Source organism: Streptomyces sp. NPDC004435 (assembly GCF_042873895.1).
Lineage (GTDB): Bacteria > Actinomycetota > Actinomycetes > Streptomycetales > Streptomycetaceae > Streptomyces.
In genome coordinates this window covers 115,894-136,010 of sequence record NZ_JBIAMB010000020.1, presented here as the reverse complement: position 1 = coordinate 136,010, position 20,117 = coordinate 115,894, and the positions used below count along the sequence as shown (strand labels likewise).

Annotated in this window: 23 protein-coding genes; 16 read left to right on the top strand and 7 right to left on the bottom strand. The window is 73.8% G+C overall.

What is annotated here, in order from left to right; genetic code table 11:
• Window positions 1–31 precede the first annotated feature (31 nt).
• The 5 genes from ACFYT9_RS30680 (at window position 32) to ACFYT9_RS30660 (ending at window position 2,960) form a co-directional block, all read left to right on the top strand.
• A complete protein-coding gene (locus tag ACFYT9_RS30680; RefSeq protein WP_389169013.1) occupies window positions 32–664 on the top strand; it encodes a TetR/AcrR family transcriptional regulator in 633 nt (210 codons plus the stop codon).
• Between the two features lie 47 nt (window positions 665–711).
• Window positions 712–1,476: a glucose 1-dehydrogenase gene (locus ACFYT9_RS30675; RefSeq protein WP_387275007.1), complete on the top strand. Its 765-nt coding sequence runs from the start codon at window positions 712–714 to the stop codon at window positions 1,474–1,476.
• 91 nt (window positions 1,477–1,567) lie between these two features.
• On the top strand, window positions 1,568–2,203 hold the full coding sequence (locus ACFYT9_RS30670; RefSeq protein ID WP_387274969.1) for an NUDIX hydrolase: 636 nt from the start codon (window positions 1,568–1,570) through the stop codon (window positions 2,201–2,203).
• Between the two features lie 35 nt (window positions 2,204–2,238).
• Complete coding sequence (locus ACFYT9_RS30665; protein ID WP_376598149.1) at window positions 2,239–2,631, top strand: YidH family protein; 393 nt, start codon at window positions 2,239–2,241, stop codon at window positions 2,629–2,631.
• Window positions 2,631–2,960 carry a DUF202 domain-containing protein gene (locus ACFYT9_RS30660; protein ID WP_387274973.1) on the top strand — a complete coding sequence of 110 codons (330 nt, stop codon included), beginning with the start codon at window positions 2,631–2,633 and terminating at the stop codon, window positions 2,958–2,960. The genes ACFYT9_RS30665 and ACFYT9_RS30660 overlap by 1 nt, the downstream gene beginning before the upstream one ends.
• A 225-nt stretch (window positions 2,961–3,185) precedes the next feature.
• Here ACFYT9_RS30660 and ACFYT9_RS30655 read toward each other — a convergent pair whose 3' ends face one another.
• Window positions 3,186–4,115: an NADP-dependent oxidoreductase gene (locus tag ACFYT9_RS30655; protein WP_389169010.1), complete on the bottom strand. Its 930-nt coding sequence runs from the start codon at window positions 4,113–4,115 to the stop codon at window positions 3,186–3,188.
• Window positions 4,116–4,267: 152 nt separating this feature from the next.
• Between ACFYT9_RS30655 and ACFYT9_RS30650 the strand changes: the two genes are divergently transcribed.
• From ACFYT9_RS30650 to ACFYT9_RS30640, 3 genes are all read left to right on the top strand, one after another.
• Window positions 4,268–5,179 carry an MBL fold metallo-hydrolase gene (locus tag ACFYT9_RS30650; RefSeq protein ID WP_387274977.1) on the top strand — a complete coding sequence of 304 codons (912 nt, stop codon included), beginning with the start codon at window positions 4,268–4,270 and terminating at the stop codon, window positions 5,177–5,179.
• 179 nt (window positions 5,180–5,358) lie between these two features.
• Entirely contained in the window at window positions 5,359–6,384 is a 1,026-nt protein-coding gene (locus ACFYT9_RS30645) for a phosphotransferase family protein (protein WP_376598143.1), read from the top strand.
• A gap of 6 nt (window positions 6,385–6,390) precedes the next feature.
• Entirely contained in the window at window positions 6,391–7,605 is a 1,215-nt protein-coding gene (locus ACFYT9_RS30640; RefSeq protein WP_389169008.1) for an acyl-CoA dehydrogenase family protein, read from the top strand.
• Window positions 7,606–7,609: 4 nt separating this feature from the next.
• Here ACFYT9_RS30640 and ACFYT9_RS30635 read toward each other — a convergent pair whose 3' ends face one another.
• Complete coding sequence (locus ACFYT9_RS30635) at window positions 7,610–8,203, bottom strand: TetR/AcrR family transcriptional regulator (RefSeq protein WP_376598139.1); 594 nt, start codon at window positions 8,201–8,203, stop codon at window positions 7,610–7,612.
• Between the two features lie 84 nt (window positions 8,204–8,287).
• Window positions 8,288–9,064 (bottom strand): SDR family oxidoreductase, encoded by a 777-nt coding sequence (locus ACFYT9_RS30630; protein WP_376598137.1) that lies wholly within the window; start codon window positions 9,062–9,064, stop codon window positions 8,288–8,290.
• A 197-nt stretch (window positions 9,065–9,261) separates the two neighbouring features.
• Between ACFYT9_RS30630 and ACFYT9_RS30625 the strand changes: the two genes are divergently transcribed.
• The 5 genes from ACFYT9_RS30625 (at window position 9,262) to ACFYT9_RS30605 (ending at window position 15,004) form a co-directional block, all read left to right on the top strand.
• On the top strand, window positions 9,262–10,518 hold the full coding sequence (locus tag ACFYT9_RS30625) for an exo-beta-N-acetylmuramidase NamZ domain-containing protein (RefSeq protein ID WP_389169045.1): 1,257 nt from the start codon (window positions 9,262–9,264) through the stop codon (window positions 10,516–10,518).
• A 76-nt stretch (window positions 10,519–10,594) separates the two neighbouring features.
• The gene (locus tag ACFYT9_RS30620) at window positions 10,595–11,932 is read left to right on the top strand and encodes an erythromycin esterase family protein (RefSeq protein ID WP_389169005.1); all 1,338 of its coding nucleotides are present in this window, start codon (window positions 10,595–10,597) and stop codon (window positions 11,930–11,932) included.
• Window positions 11,933–12,087: 155 nt separating this feature from the next.
• Window positions 12,088–13,302 carry a serine-threonine protein kinase gene (locus ACFYT9_RS30615; RefSeq protein WP_389169044.1) on the top strand — a complete coding sequence of 405 codons (1,215 nt, stop codon included), beginning with the start codon at window positions 12,088–12,090 and terminating at the stop codon, window positions 13,300–13,302.
• Window positions 13,303–13,431: 129 nt separating this feature from the next.
• A complete protein-coding gene (locus ACFYT9_RS30610; RefSeq protein ID WP_387274985.1) occupies window positions 13,432–14,043 on the top strand; it encodes a hypothetical protein in 612 nt (203 codons plus the stop codon).
• 226 nt (window positions 14,044–14,269) lie between these two features.
• Window positions 14,270–15,004, top strand: a complete 735-nt coding sequence (locus ACFYT9_RS30605) for a 3-keto-5-aminohexanoate cleavage protein (protein WP_389169003.1) — start codon at window positions 14,270–14,272, stop codon at window positions 15,002–15,004.
• Here the strand turns inward: ACFYT9_RS30605 and soxR are convergent, their stop codons facing one another.
• Window positions 15,005–15,484, bottom strand: coding sequence for a redox-sensitive transcriptional activator SoxR (gene soxR / locus ACFYT9_RS30600; RefSeq protein ID WP_387274987.1), 480 nt, complete (start codon window positions 15,482–15,484; stop codon window positions 15,005–15,007). It abuts the gene before it with no gap.
• A gap of 106 nt (window positions 15,485–15,590) precedes the next feature.
• Between soxR and ACFYT9_RS30595 the strand changes: the two genes are divergently transcribed.
• Window positions 15,591–16,052 carry a MaoC family dehydratase gene (locus tag ACFYT9_RS30595; protein WP_376598127.1) on the top strand — a complete coding sequence of 154 codons (462 nt, stop codon included), beginning with the start codon at window positions 15,591–15,593 and terminating at the stop codon, window positions 16,050–16,052.
• 61 nt (window positions 16,053–16,113) lie between these two features.
• On the opposite strand, the gene ACFYT9_RS30590 is transcribed toward ACFYT9_RS30595, so the two are convergent.
• The 3 genes from ACFYT9_RS30590 to ACFYT9_RS30580 all read right to left on the bottom strand — a co-directional run bounded on the left by ACFYT9_RS30590 (window position 16,114) and on the right by ACFYT9_RS30580 (window position 18,391).
• A complete protein-coding gene (locus ACFYT9_RS30590; RefSeq protein WP_389169001.1) occupies window positions 16,114–16,746 on the bottom strand; it encodes a TetR/AcrR family transcriptional regulator in 633 nt (210 codons plus the stop codon).
• A gap of 98 nt (window positions 16,747–16,844) precedes the next feature.
• On the bottom strand, window positions 16,845–17,135 hold the full coding sequence (locus ACFYT9_RS30585; protein WP_376598123.1) for a YiaA/YiaB family inner membrane protein: 291 nt from the start codon (window positions 17,133–17,135) through the stop codon (window positions 16,845–16,847).
• Window positions 17,136–17,239: 104 nt separating this feature from the next.
• The gene (locus ACFYT9_RS30580; protein ID WP_389168999.1) at window positions 17,240–18,391 is read right to left on the bottom strand and encodes an acyl-CoA dehydrogenase family protein; all 1,152 of its coding nucleotides are present in this window, start codon (window positions 18,389–18,391) and stop codon (window positions 17,240–17,242) included.
• A 99-nt stretch (window positions 18,392–18,490) separates the two neighbouring features.
• Here ACFYT9_RS30580 and ACFYT9_RS30575 point away from each other — a divergent pair, with 99 nt between their 5' ends.
• Window positions 18,491–19,156, top strand: a complete 666-nt coding sequence (locus ACFYT9_RS30575) for a TetR/AcrR family transcriptional regulator (protein WP_387274993.1) — start codon at window positions 18,491–18,493, stop codon at window positions 19,154–19,156.
• An 18-nt stretch (window positions 19,157–19,174) separates the two neighbouring features.
• On the top strand, window positions 19,175–19,870 hold the full coding sequence (locus tag ACFYT9_RS30570) for an ArsR/SmtB family transcription factor (RefSeq protein WP_389168998.1): 696 nt from the start codon (window positions 19,175–19,177) through the stop codon (window positions 19,868–19,870).
• Window positions 19,871–20,117 lie beyond the last annotated feature (247 nt).

The following is a 20,117-nucleotide window of genomic DNA, read 5'->3' as shown; positions in this document are numbered from 1 at the left end:
GTTTTCTAATGTCGAGCATTAATATGGATGCATGGCAAGGACGTCAGGACCCGAGACCCGGGAGAAGCTGATCCACGCGGCGGAGGAACTCTTCGCCGCCCAGGGCGTCGACGGCGCGCAGCTGCGGGACATCACCCGGCTCGCCGGACAGGCCAACCCCTCCGCCGTCCAGTACCACTTCGGCTCCCGCGCCGGACTCCTGGACGCGGTCATGGCCGGCCGGCTGTCCCGTACCGAGCGGGTGCTCGTCGCCCTGCCGCCGGTCGCCGAGGACGCGGGCGTACGCGAGCTGATCACCGCCCTCGTCACCGCCGAGGCGAGCGAACTGGACACCGAGCGGGGCCGCCGCTGCCTGCGGGTCTCCGCGCAGCTCAGCCACGAGAGCGGAGTCCGCGCCCGCACCCCGCACCCCACCCTCGCCGGCACCGCCTACTGGGCGCTGATCGAGCGGATCGCCGGGCGCCTCGCCGACGACGGGCTGCCCGAGCCGCTGCTCCTGGAGCGGCTGGACCTCGCCCTCACCGTGGTCGGCGCGGCGCTCGCCGACCGGGCCCGGCAGTACCTCGACGGGGCGGAGCCGCTCACCGACCGGCCGCTCTTCCTCGCCGACCTCGTCGAGACCACCACCGCGCTGCTCCGGGCCGCACAGCCCCGGAGGACCTGATGAACGGCACCACCCCGATGCCGCGCACCACTCTGGAAGGAACCCCCATGAACGACCTCACCGGCAAGACCGTCCTCATCACCGGCGGCGCGCGCGGCCTGGGCGCCGAGGCGGCCCGCCAGGCCGTCGCCGCCGGGGCGAACGTGGTCGTCACCGACGTCCTCGACGAGGACGGCGCCGCGACCGCCGCGAGCCTCGGCGAGCGCGCCCGCTTCTTCCACCACGACGTCACCTCCGAGGAGGAGTGGGCGGCCGCCGTCGCGTACGCCGTCGCCGAGTTCGGCGGTCTGCACGGCCTGGTGAACAACGCCGGCATCTCCACCGGCGCCCTCCTGGAGACCGAGAGCGTCGAGCACTTCCGCAAGGTCCTCGACATCAACCTCACCGGTGTCTTCATCGGCATGAAGGCCGCCGTACCGGCGATGCGGGAGGCCGGCGGCGGCTCCATCGTCAACATCTCCTCGGCGGCCGGCCTGATGGGCCTCGCGCTGACCGCCGGCTACGGCGCCTCCAAGTGGGGCGTGCGCGGCCTCACCAAGATCGGCGCGGTGGAGCTCGGCACCTCGCGGATCCGCGTCAACTCCGTCCACCCGGGCATGACCTACACCCCGATGACCGCCTCGGTCGGCATCCAGCGCGGCGAGGGCATGTACCCGAACACGCCGATGGGCCGGGTCGGCGAAGCCGACGAGATCGCCGGCGCGGTCGTCTTCCTGCTCTCGGACGCCGCCTCGTACGTGACCGGCGCCGAGCTCGCCGTGGACGGCGGCTGGACCACCGGCCCGACCGTCAAGTACGTCATGGGGCAGTGAGGTCCTGAGGTCGTGAGGTCGCCGCGGGGCCGGGTCGCGCGGGCCGTTCCCGGCGTCCGGTACCCGCGGTCCGGCTGGTTTCATGGGGCGCATGAGCGCTTCCGATGAAGTACGGGACGAGATCCTGGCCGGCGTACGCGACGAGGAGCCGGCCGACGTACGGGACGAGGTCTTGGCCGGCGTACGGGACGAGAAGCCGGCCGACGTACGGGACGAGGTCCTGGACGTCGTCGACGAGCAGGACCGGGTGATCGGGCAGGCGCCGCGCGGCGAGGTGTACGCGCGGGGCCTGATCCACCGCTGCACCTTCATCCGGGTGCGCGACGCCGAGGGGCGGGTCTTCGTCCACCGCAGGACGCCGACGAAGCTGGTCTTCCCGTCGATGTACGACCTGTTCGTCGGCGGGGTCGTCGGCGCCGGCGAGTCCTACGACGACGCCGCGCTGCGCGAGGCCGAGGAGGAGCTGGGCGTCTCCGGGCTGCCCCGCCCCCACTTCCTGCACAGGTTCCTGTACGACTCCGGGGGCGTGGCCGGGAAGTGGTGGTCGGCCGTGTACGAGGTCCGCTGCGACCTGCCTGTGCGGCCGCAGGCCGAGGAGGTGGCCTGGCACGCCTTCCTGACCGAGGAGGAGCTGAGCGAGCGGCTGCCGGGCGCGGCCGGGGCGTGGGAATGGGTGCCGGACGGGCTCGCCGCGTACGAGCGGCTGGTGGCGGACGGGAGTTGGTAGGGGTCGGCCGCCGGAGCCCCGATTAGAGTGCCGGGGTGAGGAAATCCATGCAGAGTCTTCGGCTGTGGTTCGCGCCCCGGAGGATCCGGGACGAGGGCGACACCCCCGACTACCGCTTCTCCCTCGCCAACGAGCGGACCTTCCTCGCCTGGATCCGCACCGCCCTCGCGCTCATCGGCGGCGGCTTCGCCGTCGACCAGTTCCTGCCGGACCTCCGCTGGGCGGTCCGGGTCGGACTCGCCCTCGCGCTGCTCGCCGCCGGCGTGCTGTGCGCCCTGCGCGCCGTGAACCACTGGATCCGCTGCGAACGCGCCATGCGCCGGGGAGAGGACCTGCCGGTCTCCCGCTTCCCCGCCGTCCTGAGCCTCACCGTGGCGGTCGTCGCGGTCGCGATGGTGGTGCTCGTGGTCTTCGGCCGGGCCGGGTAGTGGCCGGCGGCCCCGGGCCCCTGGACGAGGCCCGCGATCCCGGGCTCCAGCCCGAGCGGACCCGGCTCGCCTGGCGACGCACGACGCTGTCCTGGACGGTCGTGGCCGTGCTCGGCATCAAGCTGGCCCTCATGGACGACGCCACGGCTGCCGGACTGACCGGTCTCGCCCTCGCCGCGCTGCTGTGGATCGGCTTCCTCGCCGTCGCCCACCGCCGGATCCGCTCCCTGGACACCGCCCGGCCACGGGTTCTGTCGGTGCGGGGCGCGCTGCTGGCGGCGGGGTGCACGGTGGCGTTGGCGGTGTGCGGGGCGGCGCTGATCTGGTGATCGTGGATCTTGGATATTGGGGCCAGGATCCAAGATCCAGGAGCGTGGATCCAAGATCCTGGAGATTGGATCCACGAGCGCGGAGCCTGGATCCAGGATGTTGGATCCAGGATGTTGGATCTTGGATCCACGCTCCTGAATCCAGGGGATTGCGTCCGAGATATCGGATCCAGAATCCGGGTTGCTGGATCCAGGATCCAGAATCCAGTCGCGTCACGGTTGCAGCTACGGAACCGTCACCACGACCTTCCCCTGAAGCCCGCCCTCCGCGTTGGCGCGCTGTGCGTCGGCCGCGCGTTCCAGCGGGAAGGTTCTCGCGACGCGGACGTCGAGGACGCCTTCGTCGGCGAGGTCGGCGAGGGCGTTCAGGTCGGCGGCGTCCGGGCGGACCCAGAAGTAGCGGCCGCCGAGGGCGAGGGCCTCGCCGTCGGCGATGGAGGCGAGCCGGCCGCCGGGAGCAAGCAGCTTGGCCGCGTACTGGAGGAAGGGGCCGCCGAGGGTGTCGAGGAGCGCGTCCACGCCGTCGGGGGCGAGTTCCCTGACCTGGCGGGTGAAGGTGTCCTCGTCGAGGAGGACCGGTTCCGCGCCGAGGGCGGTCACCCGCTCCCGTCCGGACTCACGGGCGGCGCCGAGGACCCGGCAGCCGAGGTGCCGGGCGATCTGCACGGCCATGGAGCCGACGCCGCCGGCCGCCGCCAGCACCAGCACCGTCTCCCCCGGTCGTACCGAGAGCGCGGTGTGCAGGGCCTGGTAGGCGGTGAGGCCGGCGAGGGGCAGCCCGGCGGCCTCCTCGAAGGAGTACGTGCGGGGTTTGCGGCCCAGGGTGCGGACCGGCGCGGCGACGTACTCGGCGAAGGTGCCGTGGGAGAGGACGTCCTCGCGGACGTACCCCATGACCTCGTCGCCCGCGGCCCACTCGGTGACGGAGACGCCCGGCCGGACGACGACACCGGAGACGTCCCAGCCGGGGACGACCGGGAAGACGGCGTCGATCATGCCGTCGAGGTAGCCGGCCTGCGCCTTCCAGTCGACCGGGTTGACCGCCGCCGCCCTGACCTGGACCAGGACCTCGTCGGGCCCCACCTTCGGGTCGGGCAGTTCGCCGTACTCCAGGACCTCGGGGCCGCCGTACCGGCGGTAGCTGATCGCCTTCATGGATCCGACCCTCGACGGGGGCGGGGGCGCGCGCAAGCCGGGCGGGGCAGGCCGGGCGACGGGAGCGGCTCCGGTCCCCGGAACGGGCCCGCCGGGGGCGCCGCCGGTGGCAGGCTTCCCCTGTCTCGTCGATCTTCTCCCCGGGGAGCCCTGTGCCTGCCACCGACCCGTACGTGGTCACGCTCGCGCCGCACGTCCACGCCTATGTCCAGCCCGACGGAGGCTGGTGCCTGAACAACGCCGGCTTCCTCGGTGACGCGGGCGAGTCCCTGCTCGTCGACACCACCGCCACCGAGCGGCGCGCCCTGCTGCTGCGCGAGGCGGTGCTCGCCGCCGGGCTGCCCCTGCCGCGCACGGTCGTGAACACCCATCACCACGGCGACCACACCTACGGCAACGGTGTCTTCCGCCCCGAGGCGCGGATCGTCGGGCACGAGAACTGCCGCTCCGAGCAGCTGGGCGCCGGGCACCAGCTGCACCTGCTGTGGCCGCAGACCGATTTCGGCCGGGTCGAGATCACCCCGCCCGACCTCACGTACCACGACCGGATGACGGTGTACGCGGGCGGGATCGAGGTGCGGTTGGTGCACCCGGGTCCCGCGCACACCACCGGCGACTCGATCGCGCACCTGCCGGAGCAGGGCGTGGTCTTCACCGGTGACCTGGTCTTCGAGGGCGGGACGCCGTTCCTGCCGATGGGCTCCCTGGCCGGTTCGCTGCGCGCGCTCGACGTGCTGCGGTCGTTGGACGCGGAGCGGGTGGTGCCCGGGCACGGGCCGGTGACGGACCCGGGCGCCTTCGACGCCACCGAGCGGTATCTGAGGTGGGTGGCGGAGCTGGCCGCCGAGGGGCACGCGAAGGGGGACCCGCCGCTGGAGACCGCGCGCCGGGCGGAGCTCGGCGAGTTCGCCGCGTGGCGGGAGAGCGAACGGCTGGTGGCCAACCTGCACCGCGCGTACGCGGAGCTGGACGGGCTCCCGGAGGGGCACCCGCTCGACCCGGTGGCGGTCTTCGGCGACATGGCGGCGATGAACGGCGGGGTGCCGGTGGCCTGCCACGCCTGAGCCGCGCGGGAGGGCCGGCTGACGCACCGCGGGCGAGGGCCCCTGTCGGTGGCGGGGGTGAACGGTGGGGGGACCCAGGAAGGAGCTTGGGTCCCCCCGGTGTTTCCGGGAGACCCCTGGACGACATACCGACTGGTCGGTCATCATGAATGCCGACCGACCTACCGGAGGTACGCCCGATGAGCCACACCGCCCCACCGCCCGGCCTCGACCCCGAGCGCCTGCGCCGCCACCTGGACCGCGAGCGGCCGGGGCTGGTCGCCGGACCCCTCGAAGCCCGGCTGATCGAGGGCGGCCGCTCCAACCTCACGTACGCCGTGACCGACGGCACCGGCCGCTGGGTGGTGCGCCGCCCGCCGCTCGGGCACGTGCTGGCCACCGCGCACGACATGAAGCGGGAGCACCGGGTCATCAGCGCCCTCGGCGGGACCTCCGTGCCGGTGCCGGGCACGGTGCTGCTCTGCGAGGACGAGGAGGTGCTGGGCGCGCCCTTCTACGTGATGGAGTTCGTCGAGGGCACCCCGTACCGCTCGGCCTCCCAGCTGGCCCCGCTGGGACCGGAGCGCACCCGCTCCGCCGTCCTCGGCCTGGTCGACACGCTCGTCGACCTGCACGCGGTGGAGCCGGAGGCCGTCGGCCTCGGCGACTTCGGGCGGCCGGAGGGCTTCCTCGACCGGCAGCTGCGCCGCTGGGGCAAGCAGCTCGCCGCCTCACGGGGCCGCGAGCTGCCCGGCATCGAGGAGCTGCACGCCGCCCTCGGCCGCGCGCTGCCCGACTCTCCGGCGCCCACGGTGGTGCACGGCGACTACCGGCTCGACAACGCCCTCGTCGGGGCCGACGACCGGATCACCGCCGTCCTCGACTGGGAGATGTCCACGCTCGGCGACCCGCTGACCGACCTGGGCCTCCTCGTCATGTACAGCACCCCGCTGGACCTGCCCGGCTCGCCGATCTCGACCACCGCGACCGCCGCCGGCCACCCGGCCGCCGCCGAGCTGGTCGAGCGGTACGCCGCCCGTTCCGGCCGGGACGTCTCCGCCCTCTCCTGGTACACGGCCTTCGCCTGGTTCAAGCTCGCCGTGATCCTGGAGGGCATCCACTACCGCTACACCCTCGGGCAGACCGTCGGCGCCGGCTTCGACCGCATCGGCGACCTCGTCCCCGTCTTCATCGAGCACGGCCTGACCACCCTTCAGGAGGGCTGAACCGCCATGGACTTCTCCTACGACGCCCGCACCGAGGAGCTGCGCTCCCGGCTGCTCGCCTTCATGGACGAGCACGTGTACCCCGCCGAGGCCGTCGCGCACGAGCAGCGGACCGGGCTCGCCTCCCCGTGGGACGAGCCGCCGGTGGTGGGCGAGCTGAAGGCCGAGGCCAAGCGGCAGGGCCTGTGGAACCTCTTCCTCCCGGACGAGGAGTACGGGGCGGGGCTGACCAACCTCCAGTACGCGCCGCTCGCCGAGATCACCGGCCGCAGCCCGCAGCTCGCCCCGACCGCCCTCAACTGCGCGGCCCCGGACACCGGGAACATGGAGCTGCTGGCCCAGTTCGCCGACGAGGCGCAGAAGAAGCAGTGGCTGGAGCCGCTGCTCGCGGGCGACATCCGGTCCGCGTTCGCGATGACCGAACCCGACGTGGCCTCCTCGGACGCGACCAACATCGAGACCCGCATCCGCCGGGACGGGGACGCGTACGTGATCGACGGGCGCAAGTGGTACATCTCCGGGGCCATGAACCCCGACTGCGCCATCTTCATCGTCATGGGCAAGACCGACCCGGACGGGTCGGACCCCCGCCGCCAGCAGTCGATGATCCTGGTCCCGCGCGACACCCCGGGCGTCGAGGTGCGCCGGGCGATGCAGGTGTACGGCTACGAGGACCACTACCACGGCGGCCACGCCGAGGTGGTCTTCCACGGGGTGCGGGTCCCGGCCGCGAACCTGATCGGCGAGGAGGGCGGCGGCTTCGCCATCGCCCAGGCCCGGCTCGGCCCCGGCCGCATCCACCACTGCATGCGGCTGATCGGCATGGCGGAGCGGGCCGTGGAACTGATGTGCCGGCGCGCCGTCTCCCGTACCGCCTTCGGCAAGACCCTCGCCCAGCAGGGCGTGGTGCAGAACTGGATCGCGGACGCGCGGGTGACCATCGAGCAGCTGCGGCTGCTGGTCCTCAAGACGGCCTGGCTGATGGACACCGTCGGCAACAAGGGCGCCCACACCGAGATCCAGGCCATCAAGATCGCCACCCCGCGCGCGGTGGTGGACATCATCGACAAGGCGGTGCAGGCGCACGGCGCCGGCGGCGTCTCGCAGGACTTCCCGCTCGCCGAGCTGTGGGCGGCGGCCAGGACCCTGCGGCTCGCGGACGGACCGGACGAGGTGCACCAGCGGTCGCTGGCCCGCCGCGAGCTGAAGCGCTACCTCTGACGGCTCACGGGCGCAGGGCCCGCAGCAGGAGGTCGGCCAGGTGGTCGGCGACCTGCTGCGGGGTCAGCGGGCCGTCCGGGCGGTACCACGTGGACAGGTGGTGCACGGAGCCGAAGTGGTAGTCCACGACGAGGTCGGCGGGCGTGGCGGAGGAGAAGACGCCCGCCCGCTGACCTTCTTCGATCAGGGCGCGGAAGCGCTCGTGGTAGCGGCGGCGCTCGGCGCGGACCTGCTTGTTCTTCTCCGGGCTCAGGTGGTGCATGGAGCGGAAGAAGATCGAGGCGTCGTCGAGGTTCTCGATGGTGGTGACGACGACGTCGGCGGCGGCGGAGCGCAGGCGCTCCTCGACGGGCGCGTCGGAGTCCGCGAAGTCGTCGAGCCGCTCCTGCTGAAGGCGGAGCACGCGCGCGTAGACCTCCTGGAGGAGGTCCTCCTTGGATCCGAAGTAGTGGTAGAGGGCGCCCTTGGTGACGCCCGCCGCCTCGACGATCTCCTGTACGGAGGTGCGGTCGTAACCCTGCTCCGCGAAGAGCCGGGTGGCGGCGGCGAGGAGCCTCTGGGGGACGGGTGAGCCGTCCCCGTCCGTCGTCCTGGCCATGCTCCGCCGCCTTCCGTTCCGCTGCCCCGTCCCTGGTGTACGGGGTCCGTCGTCGGTAGATCTTCCCATCCGCCGCCGGGTGCGCTACCGCGCGCCCGCCTCCCAGTGCCGCTGGAGCTTGTTCATGCCGCCGAGCCAGCGCTCGGGGTCCTCGGCGCGGTTCCGGTAGAAGTCGGCGACCTCCGGGTGCGGCAGGACGAGGAAGCGGTCCTCGGCGATGGCGTCGAGGAGGGCGTCGGCGACCGTCTCGGGCTCGACGGCGGTCGGGACCAGGACGAGGTCGCCGGCCGAGCCGGTGGCGGCGAGCATGTCGGTGCGGACGCCCTGCGGGCAGATGGCGTGGACCTTCAGTCCGCGGTGGCGGTAGGTGAGCGAGAGCCACTCGGCGAAGGCGTGGGCACCGTGCTTGGAGACGCTGTACGGGGCCGCGCCGATCATGGTGAGCAGGCCGGCGGCGGAGACGGTGGAGACGAAGCGGCCGGTACCGCGCTCCAGCCAGTCGGGGAGCAGGGCGCGGGCGGCGCGGACGTGGGCCATGACGTTGACGTCCCAGGCGGCGGCCCAGACGTCCTCGTCGGCGAAGGCGTCGCCGGCGGAGGCGAGTCCGGCGTTGGCGCACCAGACGTCGACGGTGCCGCCGAGGGCGTCGCGGGCTTCCTCGACGATCGCGGAGGCGTCGCCGGGGACGGCGAGGGCGCCGATCTCCTCGGCGACGGCCTTGGCGCGGACGGCGTCGAGGTCGTTGACGACGACGCGGGCGCCTTCGGCGGCGAAGCGCCGGGCGAGGGCGGCGCCGATGCCGCCGCCCGCTCCGGTGACGACGACGCCGGCACCCCGGAGTTCGCGCGTGTCCGCGTTCATGGACCCTCCAGCTGGTTCGGTCGGTTCACGGTTCCGGTGTCAGTTCCGGTGACAGTTCCGAGTGACACCGGGCAGACTAACCGGTCGGTATGGACTGGTGGAAGACTCGGAGGGCGGCGGCTCGCCGCCGGTGCACGCCTCGTTCCCCATGGGCGTCAGGAGCGCTAGCCTGCGTGCCCATGTCACGCATGAGGCGGATGAAGCTGTCGCGTCGGGATCTGCTGGCGGCCGGAGGGGCGCTGACCGCGGGAGGGGCGCTCGCCGCGACGGCCTCCCCAGCCGCGGCGGGCCCAGGGCGGGGGCACGCGCGCGTACGGACCGGATTCGAGCGGCTGGCGGCGGACGGGTACGCCCTGCTGGCCGGGGAGCGGGTCGGCGTCGTCACCAACCCGACCGGGATCACCCGGGACGCCCGGCACCTGGTGGACGTGATGCACGCCGACGAACGGGTGGATCTGGTGGCCGTCTTCGGCCCCGAGCACGGCTTCCGGGGCACCGCGCAGGCGGGTGGTTCGGAGGGCCGGTACGACGACCCGGCGACCGGCCTGCCGGTCTACGACACGTACCTGAAGAGCGGGCAGCCGCTGGCGGACGTCTTCACGGCCTCCGGCGTCGACACCGTCGTCTTCGACATCCAGGACGCGGGCGCCCGCTTCTACACGTACATCTGGACCCTGTACGACTGCATGGTGGCGGCCGAGCTGGCCGGGAAGCGGTTCGTGGTCCTGGACCGGCCGAACCCGGTGAGCGGCCGGGCGGCCCTCGGCCCGGTCCTGGACCGGGCCTTCGCCACCTTCGTCGGGCGCGAGCCGATCGCCCAGGCGCATGGGATGACGGTGGCGGAGCTGGCGCTCCTGTTCAACGCCGAGTTCCTGGCCCGGCCGGTGGAGCTGGAGACGGTCCGGATGACGGGCTGGCGGCGGTCGGACTTCTTCGACGCCACGGGCCTGCCGTGGGTGCCGCCGAGCCCGAACATGCCGACCCCGGAGACGGCGCTCGTCTACTCCGGCACCTGCCTCTTCGAGGGGACCAACCTGTCCGAGGGCCGGGGCACCACCCGCCCCTTCGAACTCCTCGGCGCGGAGGGCGTGGACCGCCGCTGGGCGGAGGCGGCGAACGCGCTGGACCTGCCCGGGGTCCGCTTCCGCGAGGCGTACTTCGCCCCGACCTTCTCCAAGTTCCAGGGCCGTACGGTGGGCGGCGTCCAGCTCCACGTCCACGACCGCGAGTCCTTCGACCCGGTCCGCACCGGCATCGCGCTCCTGGTCACCGCCCGCTCCTCCTGGTCCGGCTTCGCCTGGCGCCCCGACCACTGGATCGACAAGCTCACCGGCTCCACGCGCGTGCGTACCCTCGTCGACGCCGGCGCCGGGACCGACGAGGTCGTGGGCGCCTGGTCCGAGGACCTGGCGGCCTTCCGGGCGGTGCGGCGGCGGCATCTGCTCTACCGCTGACGGGGGTTCTCCCCCGTACGGGAACGGGGGCCTCCGGGATGTCCCGGCGGCCGCGGCGGCGGAGAGGCTGAACCTCATGAAGCTCTCCTTACTCCGCCGCCTGCCCGTCGCCGGGCTCCTCGCGGCCGTCTGCCTGGCCTCCGTCGCCCCCGGCGCCGCCGCGACCGGCGGGGCGGCGCCCGGCGCGGGCCCCGTCCGTGAACTCGCCCGCTCCGCCGCACCCCTGGACGACCCGCGGGCCCTCGACCGGCTGATCGGACCGGCCCGGGTCGTCGGCGTCGGCGAGGCCACCCACAGCTCCTCCGAGTTCTTCACGACGAAGGCCCGGATCTTCGAACACCTCGTGGAGGAGCGCGGGTTCACCACCTTCGCGCTGGAGGCCAACTGGTCCACGGGGCTCCTCGTCGACCGGTGGGTGACGACCGGAGAGGGCGACATCGAGCGGATCATGCGGGACGAGTTCCAGGAGTCGTACCGGCTCTGGAACACCGAGGAGTACCTCGACCTCTTCCGCTGGATGCGCCGCCACAACGTGGCTCACCCGGACCGCCAGGTGCGCTTCATGGGCAACGACCTCGGGTACGCGGGTCCCGGCCTCTTCGACACCGTCACCGCCTACGTGGCCGCGAACCACCCGGACCTGCTCCCCCGCTTCCGGGAGCTCTACCGGGAATCCCGGCCCAACGGCGGGGTGGAGGCGTGGATGAAGGGGTACCTGGCCCGGCCGCTCGCCGAGCGGCGGGCGATGGCCGCGGACGTGAACCGGGCCGTGAGCCTCCTGGAGGAGCGGCGGCCGGCCTCCGGCGCGGCGGCGCGCGAGGCGCGCCTGTGGGCGGTGCAGCACGCCCGGGCCATCGCTCAGGTCGGCACCGAGTACGCCCACGACGCCGACACCCCCGAGGGGGTCGCGGCGGCCATGCTCTACCGGGACCGGGTCATGGCCGAGAACACCGCGTGGTGGCAGCGGCACACCGGCGACCGGATGGTGCTCTCGGCGCACAACGGGCACCTGTCGTACGAGACGATGAAGCCGGACCAGTACCCGCGGACGCAGGGGGCGTTCCTGCGGGACCTGCTCGGCCGGGGATACGTGGCGATCGGCGCCTCCTTCGGGCGGGGCTCGTTCAACGCGCACGACACCGAGGCCCCCGGGGAGCCCCTGCGGGTGTTCACCGTGGGCCCGCAGGGTCCCGGCAGCGCCGCGTACACGCTGGACCGGGTCCGGCCCGCCCCCTTCCTGCTGGATCTGCGGCGTACCGGCCCGGCGGCGCGGGCCTGGCTCGCGGAGCCCCGGGAGGTCCGGCACATCGGGACCGCCTATCCGTGGCCGGGCACGACACCCGGGGTCCGGCTGTCCGCCGCGTACGACGGGCTGATCCACTTCCCGGTGGTCACGGCGGGGCGGCTGCGCTGAGGCGCCTCCGGCCGCCGGGCTCTGACGGCGGCCGGAGGTCTGACCGTGGCCGGACGTCTGACGGTGGCCGGATCCGGGCATGCTGCCCAGGGGTTGCGGGACGCGGACCCCTGGGCGCTTCCTCGACGGGGAGGGACGGGCGGGCCGTGAGCGGGATGAGTGTGGATCCGTACCGGGAGATCGTCTTCGACAGGGACGGGGACGGTCCGGCCGGACAGGCGGCCGAGCTGGTCGCGCTGGCGCGGCGGGGGGTGACGGATCTGGTGGTGTTCGCCCACGGCTGGAACAACTCGCCGTCCGGGGCGACCCGGCTGTACTCGGACTTCTTCGCGCCGTTCCCGGAGCTGCTGGCCCCGGGGGTGGAGGCGGGGTACGCGGGCGTGGTCTGGCCCTCGATGATGTTCACGGACGAGCCGGTGCCGGACTTCCGGGCGCTGGTGACGACGCTGCCGGAGAAGGAGCGGACGATCGTCCGGCTCACCGAGCTGGTGGCACTGGCGCCGGCCGAGGAGGCCGCGTTCGCGGAGTTCGGGGCGCTGCTGCGGGAGCTCGCGGACGGGGGCGGGGGCGGGGACAGGGGCGGGGACGGCCTCGCCGGGGACCGCGCGGTGCCGGACTTCCTGCTGGCGGATCCGGTGGAGACCTGTGCCGTGTTCACCGGGGCGCTGGCGGGCGCGGCGCCGGAGGCGGTGCTCGGGGGCGGGCTGGGAGGGCTGTGGAGGGGAGGCCGGGAGGCGCTGCGGCAGGCCACGTACTACGTGATGAAGAAGCGGGCCGGGCACGTGGGCGAGCGGGGGCTCGGGCCCCTGCTCGCCGAGGTGGCGCGGGCCGCGCCGGGCCTGCGGGTGCATCTGGTGGGGCACAGCATGGGCGCGCGGCTCGTGGCCTACGGGCTCCGGGGCCTGCCGGGGGCGCTGCGGCCGGTCCGTTCGATGACGCTGCTCCAGGGCGCCTTCTCGCACTACGCGTTCGCGGCCCGGCTGCCGCACGACCCGGGCCGGTCGGGGGCACTGAACGACATGCAGTTGCGGGTGCGGGGACCGGTGGTGGCCTGCCACTCGCGGCACGACACGGCGCTCGGGGTCCTGTATCCGCTGGCCTCCCGGGCCGCCCGGGACTCCGCCTCGCTGACGGAGTCCCCGGCGCGGCTCGTGGCGCGTGACCCGCGGTGGGGGGCGATCGGCTGGGACGGCGTCCACGGGGTGCCGGGGGCGACTCGGCGGACGCTTGCGACGGTGTTGCGGGACGGGGTTCCGGCCTCCGGCTGTGTGAGTGTGGACGCGGCGGACGTGGTCCGCTCGCACAGTGACATCCGGCGGCCGGAGCTGGCCGGGGTGGTGGTCTCGGCGGCCCGGATCGGCCGCCGGTAGGCCCCGCGCCGGTGGCGAGTTCCCGCCAAGGAGCGGGGTGTTCCGGGTCCGGGCGGAACACGACGGCGCCGTCGTTCGTCCCTCTGATACTGCGGATGCGCGAAGGACCAGCGACGGAGGTGGCGAGTGATGGCCGGTTTCCGGAGTCTCGCGAGACAGGTGCGCGATCAGGGGTGCGACACGGCACTGCGCAGGTATTCGCTGCGCAAGTGCCTGGAGCGGTTCGCCCCCTACGGGCACCGGGCGACCTGGGACCACCTGTGCCGGAGGCACGGGTTCGGACCCGACGACCGGGAGCTCGATCCGGCGCGGCTGGTGGCCGCCCTGGAGGAGCTGGAGGAGGCACGGACGGTCTGGCTGGCGTACGAGGAGGAGTTCGCCGCCCGGCGCCGGCGCGAGAAGCACGGCGGGTTGCGCGCCCTGCGGGCGCTGGACGACTGGCACCGGGACGTGTGGGGTGGCAACGGGGTGGTGCGGTGCGGCGACCCGGCCCTCCACCCGACGGATCCGCTGCCCGAGGTGGTGCGGCGGCTGGTCACGGCCCTGGAGGACAACCCGGGCGAGGCGTGTCCGGTCTGCTCGGGTGCGCGGATCGCGTGGGGCGACGGCGCCGGTGACGCGCACTGGTACGGCCCGGTGTGCGCGGACTGCGGCGTCGAGGTCCCCCGTGCCGTCCTCACTCCCGATGCCCTGGCCCGCGCCCGCGAGGTACGCGGCCGCCCACTGGTCCCGGCGGCGTGACCCTGCCGCGGGACGCCCGACCGCGGGCGGTGCGGCCGGGGGGCGTACGGCCGCCAGGGGCGCGGCCGGGGGTCGTACGGCTGCGGGAGGCGGGGCCGGAGGTCGTACGGCCGCCAGGGGCGCGGCCGGGGGGCGTACGGCTGCGGGCGGCGCGGGTGGAGGCCGAACCGCTGAAGGCGGTGCGGCCGGATGCCGTACGGCTGCGAGCGGCGCCGAACGGTGCGGGGTGGCCGGGGAGGTCGGCGGCGTGACGCGGTCGGCGGCCGTGCGGCTGCAAGCGGCCCTGAACGGTTCGCGGGGGCCCGGGGAGTCGGCGGCGGTGCCGCGTGATCCGGTGGCGCTCGCGGAGGCCGCGGCGGAGGCGGTGGCGGCGGGAGCCGCCGAGGTGCGGATCCGGCCACGGACGCCCTGCGGCGGTGGTTCGCTGTCGCCCCGCGTGGTGGGGCCCGCGCTGGCGGCGGTGCGGGAGCACACCCGCGTGCCGGTGTCGGTGCCGGTGGACGCGTGGGCCGAGCCCGATCCGCGGCGGCGGGTGGCGCGGGTCCGGTCCTGGGAACTCCTGCCGGAGCTCGCGTGCGTGGCCTGGCACGAGCCGGGCGCCGAGGAGAGCGCCGCGGCGCTGCTCGCGCGCGGGGTGGCGGTGGAGGCGGGGTTGCGGGCGGGCACCGCGGGCCCCGCCCTGTTCGCCCGCTCACCGCTGGCGGCCCGGGTGCTGCGGATCGTCGCCGAGGTTCCGGAGGCCGGTGCCGGGCCGTGGGTCCGTGCCCTGCGCGCCGGGCACGGCGAGGTACCCGTCCTGCCCTGCGGGACCGGTGCGTCGGCCTGGCCCGCGCTGCGGCTGGCCCGGCGGCTGGCCACGGCCGGCCGGATCGGCCTGGAGGACACCCTCCTGCTGCCGGACGGCACCCGCGCGCGTTCCACGGCGGAGCAGATACGGGCCGCGCTGTCGGACGGCTTCTAGCTAGGAGTCCTCCCCCTGGCTCTCGCGGCGCAGCGGCAGCAGACGGGAGCCGGCCATGCGGGCGCCGAAGGCGTCGTCCGGGTTGGACAGGACGCAGGTCTCCAGGGAGAGGCAGCCGCAGCCGATGCAGTCCGTCAGGTGGTCGCGGAGCCGGCCGAGCTGCTTGATGCGGTCGTCGAGTTCGGCCCGCCAGGCGGCGGAGAGCCGGGACCAGTCCTCGCGGGTCGGGGTGCGCTCCTCGGGCAGTTCGGAGAGGGCGTCGCGGATGGTGGCGAGGGGGATGCCGACGCGCTGGGCGGCGCGGATGAAGGCGACTCTGCGCAGCGCGTCGCGGCCGTAGCGGCGCTGGTTGCCGGCGGTGCGGCGGCTGCCGATGAGCCCCTTGGCCTCGTAGAAGTGGAGGGCGGAGACGGCCGCGCCGCTGCGGGCGGAGAGCTGGCCGACGGTGAGCTCGTGGATCTTCTCTGGAATCTGCGGCACCCCGCGAACCCTACTGGTCCGTTGACAGCGCGACCCCCACCCCACATGCTGAGCAAGCGCTTAGACACAAACCGTTGGGTATGTCGTACGAGAAGGGACCAGGGACATGGCCGAGCCGAGGATCTTCACCTCCGCCGAGGAGCTGCGCGCGGGGGTCGGCGAGCAGCTGGGGCACAGCGACTGGCTGGAGATCGACCAGAAGCGGATCGACCTCTTCGCCGACGCCACCGGCGACCACCAGTGGATCCACGTGGACCCGGAGCGCGCCGCGTCCGGTCCCTTCGGCTCGACCATCGCGCACGGCTATCTGACCCTCTCCCTGCTGCCGCTCTTCGTGCCGCAGGTGCTGCGGGTGGAGGGCATGAAGATGGGCCTCAACTACGGCACGGAGAAGGTGCGCTTCCCCGCGCCGGTGCCGGTCGGTTCACGGCTGCGCGCCACTGCCGTACTCACGAAGGTGGAGGAGGCCGGCGGCGGGGTGCAGGTCACCGCGAAGGTGACCGTGGAGCGCGAGGGCGGCGACAAGCCAGTCTGCGTCGCCGAGTCGGTCTCGCGCTACTACTTCTGAGCAGCGCTTCCCCGGACCGCTCCGGAGCAGTGCTTCTTCCCCGCACCGCCTCTTCCACGCACTACTTCTGAGCCCGGTACCCCACCATGCGGAGCACGAGGTCGGCGTAGAAGGCGCCGACCTCGTCGGGCGTCCGGCGGCCCTGGACGTTGAACCAGCGGGCCACGTCGATGCAGAGGGAGAGGACGGCGACGGTGGTGCCGGCCGGGTCCGCCACGTCGAACTCGCCGGCCGCCACGCCCTGCTCGATGATCCGGCGCACGGTCGCCTCGGTCTCCCGGCGGAGCTCCACGATCTCGGCGCGGTGCTCGGGGCCGAGCGCGTCCAGCTCGTACTGGACGACCCGGGCGGTGGTGTGGCGCTCGGCGTGCCAGCGGACGAAGGAGCGGACGGCGTCGGCGAGCCGGTCGGACGCGGCGCCGTCCCGCAGCTCGGCGGCCCGGAGGATCTCCAGGGCCCGGTCGTGACCGATGCGGCTGATCCGGTGGAGCAGCTCTTCCTTGGTCTTGTAGTGGATGTAGAGCGCGGCCGGGCTCATCCCGGCACGGCCGGCGATGTCCCGGGTGGTGGTGGCGTGGTACCCGCGCTCGGCGAACGCCTCGACGGCCGCGACCAGCAGCCTCCGGGCGGCCTCGGGCGCGACCTCGCCCCAGGTCACGTCCTCGCCGCCGGGCGTCTGCTCCGCCGTGCTCATCCCACACTCCTCCTCGGACCGGTCAGGACGAACACCATACAACGAAGCTGAGCAAGCGCTTAGAGATCGCGGACGCGCTCCGCACGTGCGGACGGCGCTCAGAGCTTCTGCTGGAAGGGGTCGTGCTCGGCGAGGAGCTTCTCCAGGCGGGCCTGGTCCACCCGGCTGACGATCCGCTCGGACTCCTGCCGGTCGCGGACCACCTTGGCGAGCGTGAAGGCGGAAGTGGTGAGGTAGAGGACGGAGACCGCCATGAAGGCGCGTACCCAGGCGCTCGCCTCCAGCTGGTAGATCCCGATCGCGACGGCGGCGAGGGCGATCGCGAAGGAGATGACGGCCTGCGCGTGGTAGGCGTTGGTGTTCTGCTGCTTGACCTGTGACTCGCTCATGCCCACAGCATCGGGCGGATGTGGCCGGCGCCACATCCGCCCGGATACTCAGGACGGTACTCAGCCCGGCGGCGCAGAGGGCTCACCGCCTGCCCGCCCGGGGATCAGAAGGCCGAGACTCCGGTGAGCGCCCGCCCGATGATGAGCTTCTGGATCTGACTGGTGCCCTCGTAGAGGGTCATCACGCGCGCGTCCCTCAGCAGCTTCCCGACGGGGTACTCGTCGATGTAACCGTAGCCGCCGAAGACCTGGAGGGCGTTGTTCGCGGAGCGGACGGCGGCCTCGGAGGCGAACAGCTTGGCCTTCGAAGCGGCGGTGGCGAAGTCCTCGCCCCGGTCGATCAGATCGGCGACCCGCCAGGTCAGCAGCCGGGCCGCGTCCACGTCGACGGCGATGTCGCTGATGAGTTCCTGCACGAGCTGGTACGAGGCGATGGGCTTGCCGAACTGCTCGCGCTCCCCCGCGTACCGCACGGCCGCGTCGAGCGCGGCCTGGGCGATGCCGACACAGCCGGCCGCGACCGACATACGGCCCTTGGCGAGGGCGGACATGGCGACCGAGAAGCCCTTCCCCTCGGGGCCGAGCATCGCGGAGGCCGGGACGCGGACGCCTTCGAGGGAGAGTTCGGCGGTGGCCTGGCCGCGCAGGCCGAGCTTGCCGTGGATGGTGTGGCGCGTGAGGCCCGGGGCGTCCGCGGGGACGAGGAAGGCGGAGACTCCCTTGTGGCCGGGGGTGTCGTTCGTCCGCGCGAAGAGCAGGACGACGTCGGCCCAGGTGCCGTTGGTGATGAACATCTTGGAGCCGTCGATCACGTAGTCGTCGCCGTCGCGCACCGCGCGGGTGGCCAGGTTGCCCGCGTCGGAGCCGGTACCGGGCTCGGTGAGGCCGAAGCAGCCGAGGGCGTCGCCGGAGGCGAGCCGGGGCAGCCAGGCCCGCTTCTGCTCCTCGGTGCCCCAGGAGGCGATGGTCTTGGCGACCAGGCCGAGGGAGACGGAGACGATCCCGCGCACGGAGGAGTCGCCGCGTCCGAGCTCCTCCGTGACGAGGCAGTACGCGAGGTGGTCGCCACCCGAACCCCCGTACTCCTCCGGGATGGTGAGCCCGAGGAAGCCGACGGAGCCGAGCTTCTTCACCAGGCCCCGGTCGACGCTCTCGGCCTGGTCCCACTCGACGACGTACGGCGCCACCTCACGGGCGACGAAGTCGGCCGCCAGCCGCCGTACGGCCTCCTGCTCCCCGCTCAGTCCCAGATCCACCGCGACGCCACCTCACCCGCTCCGCCCGGTGTGCACCGAGCACCCTCACCCTTTAATTACCACTGCTAGTTTTCTTGGTACGGGCCTACTATGTGCGCCATGGCCCGACCGCGCAAGCCCCTGCTCAGCCGAGACCGCATCGTCGAGACGGCGGGCGCGCTCGTCGACGCGGAGGGCCTCGCCGCCCTGTCGACCCGGCGGCTCGCGGCCGAGCTCGGGGTGAGCGGGCCCTCGCTCTACAACCACTTCCGCACCAAGGACGAGATCCTGGACGCGGTCGCGGACGCGGTGAGCGCCAAGATCGACCTGTCGATGTTCGAGCCGGACGACCCCCGCGACTGGCGCACGGCCCTGCACGACTGGGCACTCTCCTACCGGGCCGCCCTCGCCGACCACCCGCACATCGTCCCCGTCCTGGCCCAGGGGCCCGGCCGCCGCCCGGCGGGCCTCAAGGTCGCCGACGCGGTCTTCGGCGCGATGGTCCGGGCCGGCTGGCCGCCCGCCCAGGCCACCCACATCGGCGCCCTGATGCGGTACTTCGTCACCGGCTCGGCCCTCGGCTCCTTCGCGCGGGGCTTCGTCGACGACGAGACGGCGTACGACCCCGCCGACTACCCCCACCTCGGCCAGGCGCACCGCCTCGCGGAGCACCGCGAGAAGGTCGACGAGGGCGCCTTCGCCACCGGCCTGCGCGCCCTGCTCGACGGCCTGGGCGCGCAGTACGCCGCCCTGGGCGCTCACGTTTCGGGCGGGACCGAAGCGTGAGCGGGGGATGCTGGGTCCATGGGAGCCAGTGATCTCGCCGCTTTCGCGGCGCTCTTCGCGGAGGAGAGCCGGGCAGCGATGCTGCTCGCCCTGCTCGACGGACGGGCCTGGACGGCCGGTGAACTCGCCCGGCACGCGCGCGTGGCACCGTCCACCGCGACCGAGCACCTGGGGAAGCTCGTCGCGGGAGGGGTGCTCACCGAGGAGCGGCAGGGCCGGCACCGGTACGTACGGCTCGCCGGGCCCGGAATCGCGCACCTCGTGGAGGAGCTGGCCGCCCTCGCGGGTCCGGGCGCGGACGAGCCGCCCCGGTCGCTGGCGGCGGTGAACGCCGGGCGGGCGATGGCCCGGGGCCGTACCTGCTACGACCATCTCGCCGGGCGGCTCGGCACCGCCGTCACGGACGCGCTGACCGCGCGCGGACTGCTGCGGCAGGACACCGGGTTCGCGCTCACGGACCGGGGCCTGGAGTGGTTCGCGGGCCTCGGCATCCCCCTCGCGACCACAGGACGGCGGCCCCTCGCGCGCGGCTGCCTGGACTGGACCGAACGCCGGCCCCACCTCGCGGGGCTCGCCGGAGCGGCGCTCTGCGCGCACGCGCTGGACACCGGCTGGTGCGTACGGATCGGGTCCGGACGCGCGGTGAAGGTCACCCCGGCCGGCGAACGGGCACTGTGGCGGGAGCTCGGCATCGCGGCGGACGCGCTGCGGTGAGGCGGCCTGGGGTGGGGGGCGGAGCGAGCTCCGTCGGGCGGGCGGCGACTCGCGGATCCGGCTGGGGCATGGGTGGGGCGGGGGAGCCGGGGGGCTCGGGGGCTGGGGGCTGGGGGGGGCTGGAGGCTGCGGCTGCGGATGACGGGGCCCGGGGCGCGAGGGAGCGGGTGCGCGAGGGAGGTGTGGATGCTGCTCAGGGCTAGCCCGGGGGTAAGGGGCTAGGCCGGGGTACGGGGCGAGCCCCGGG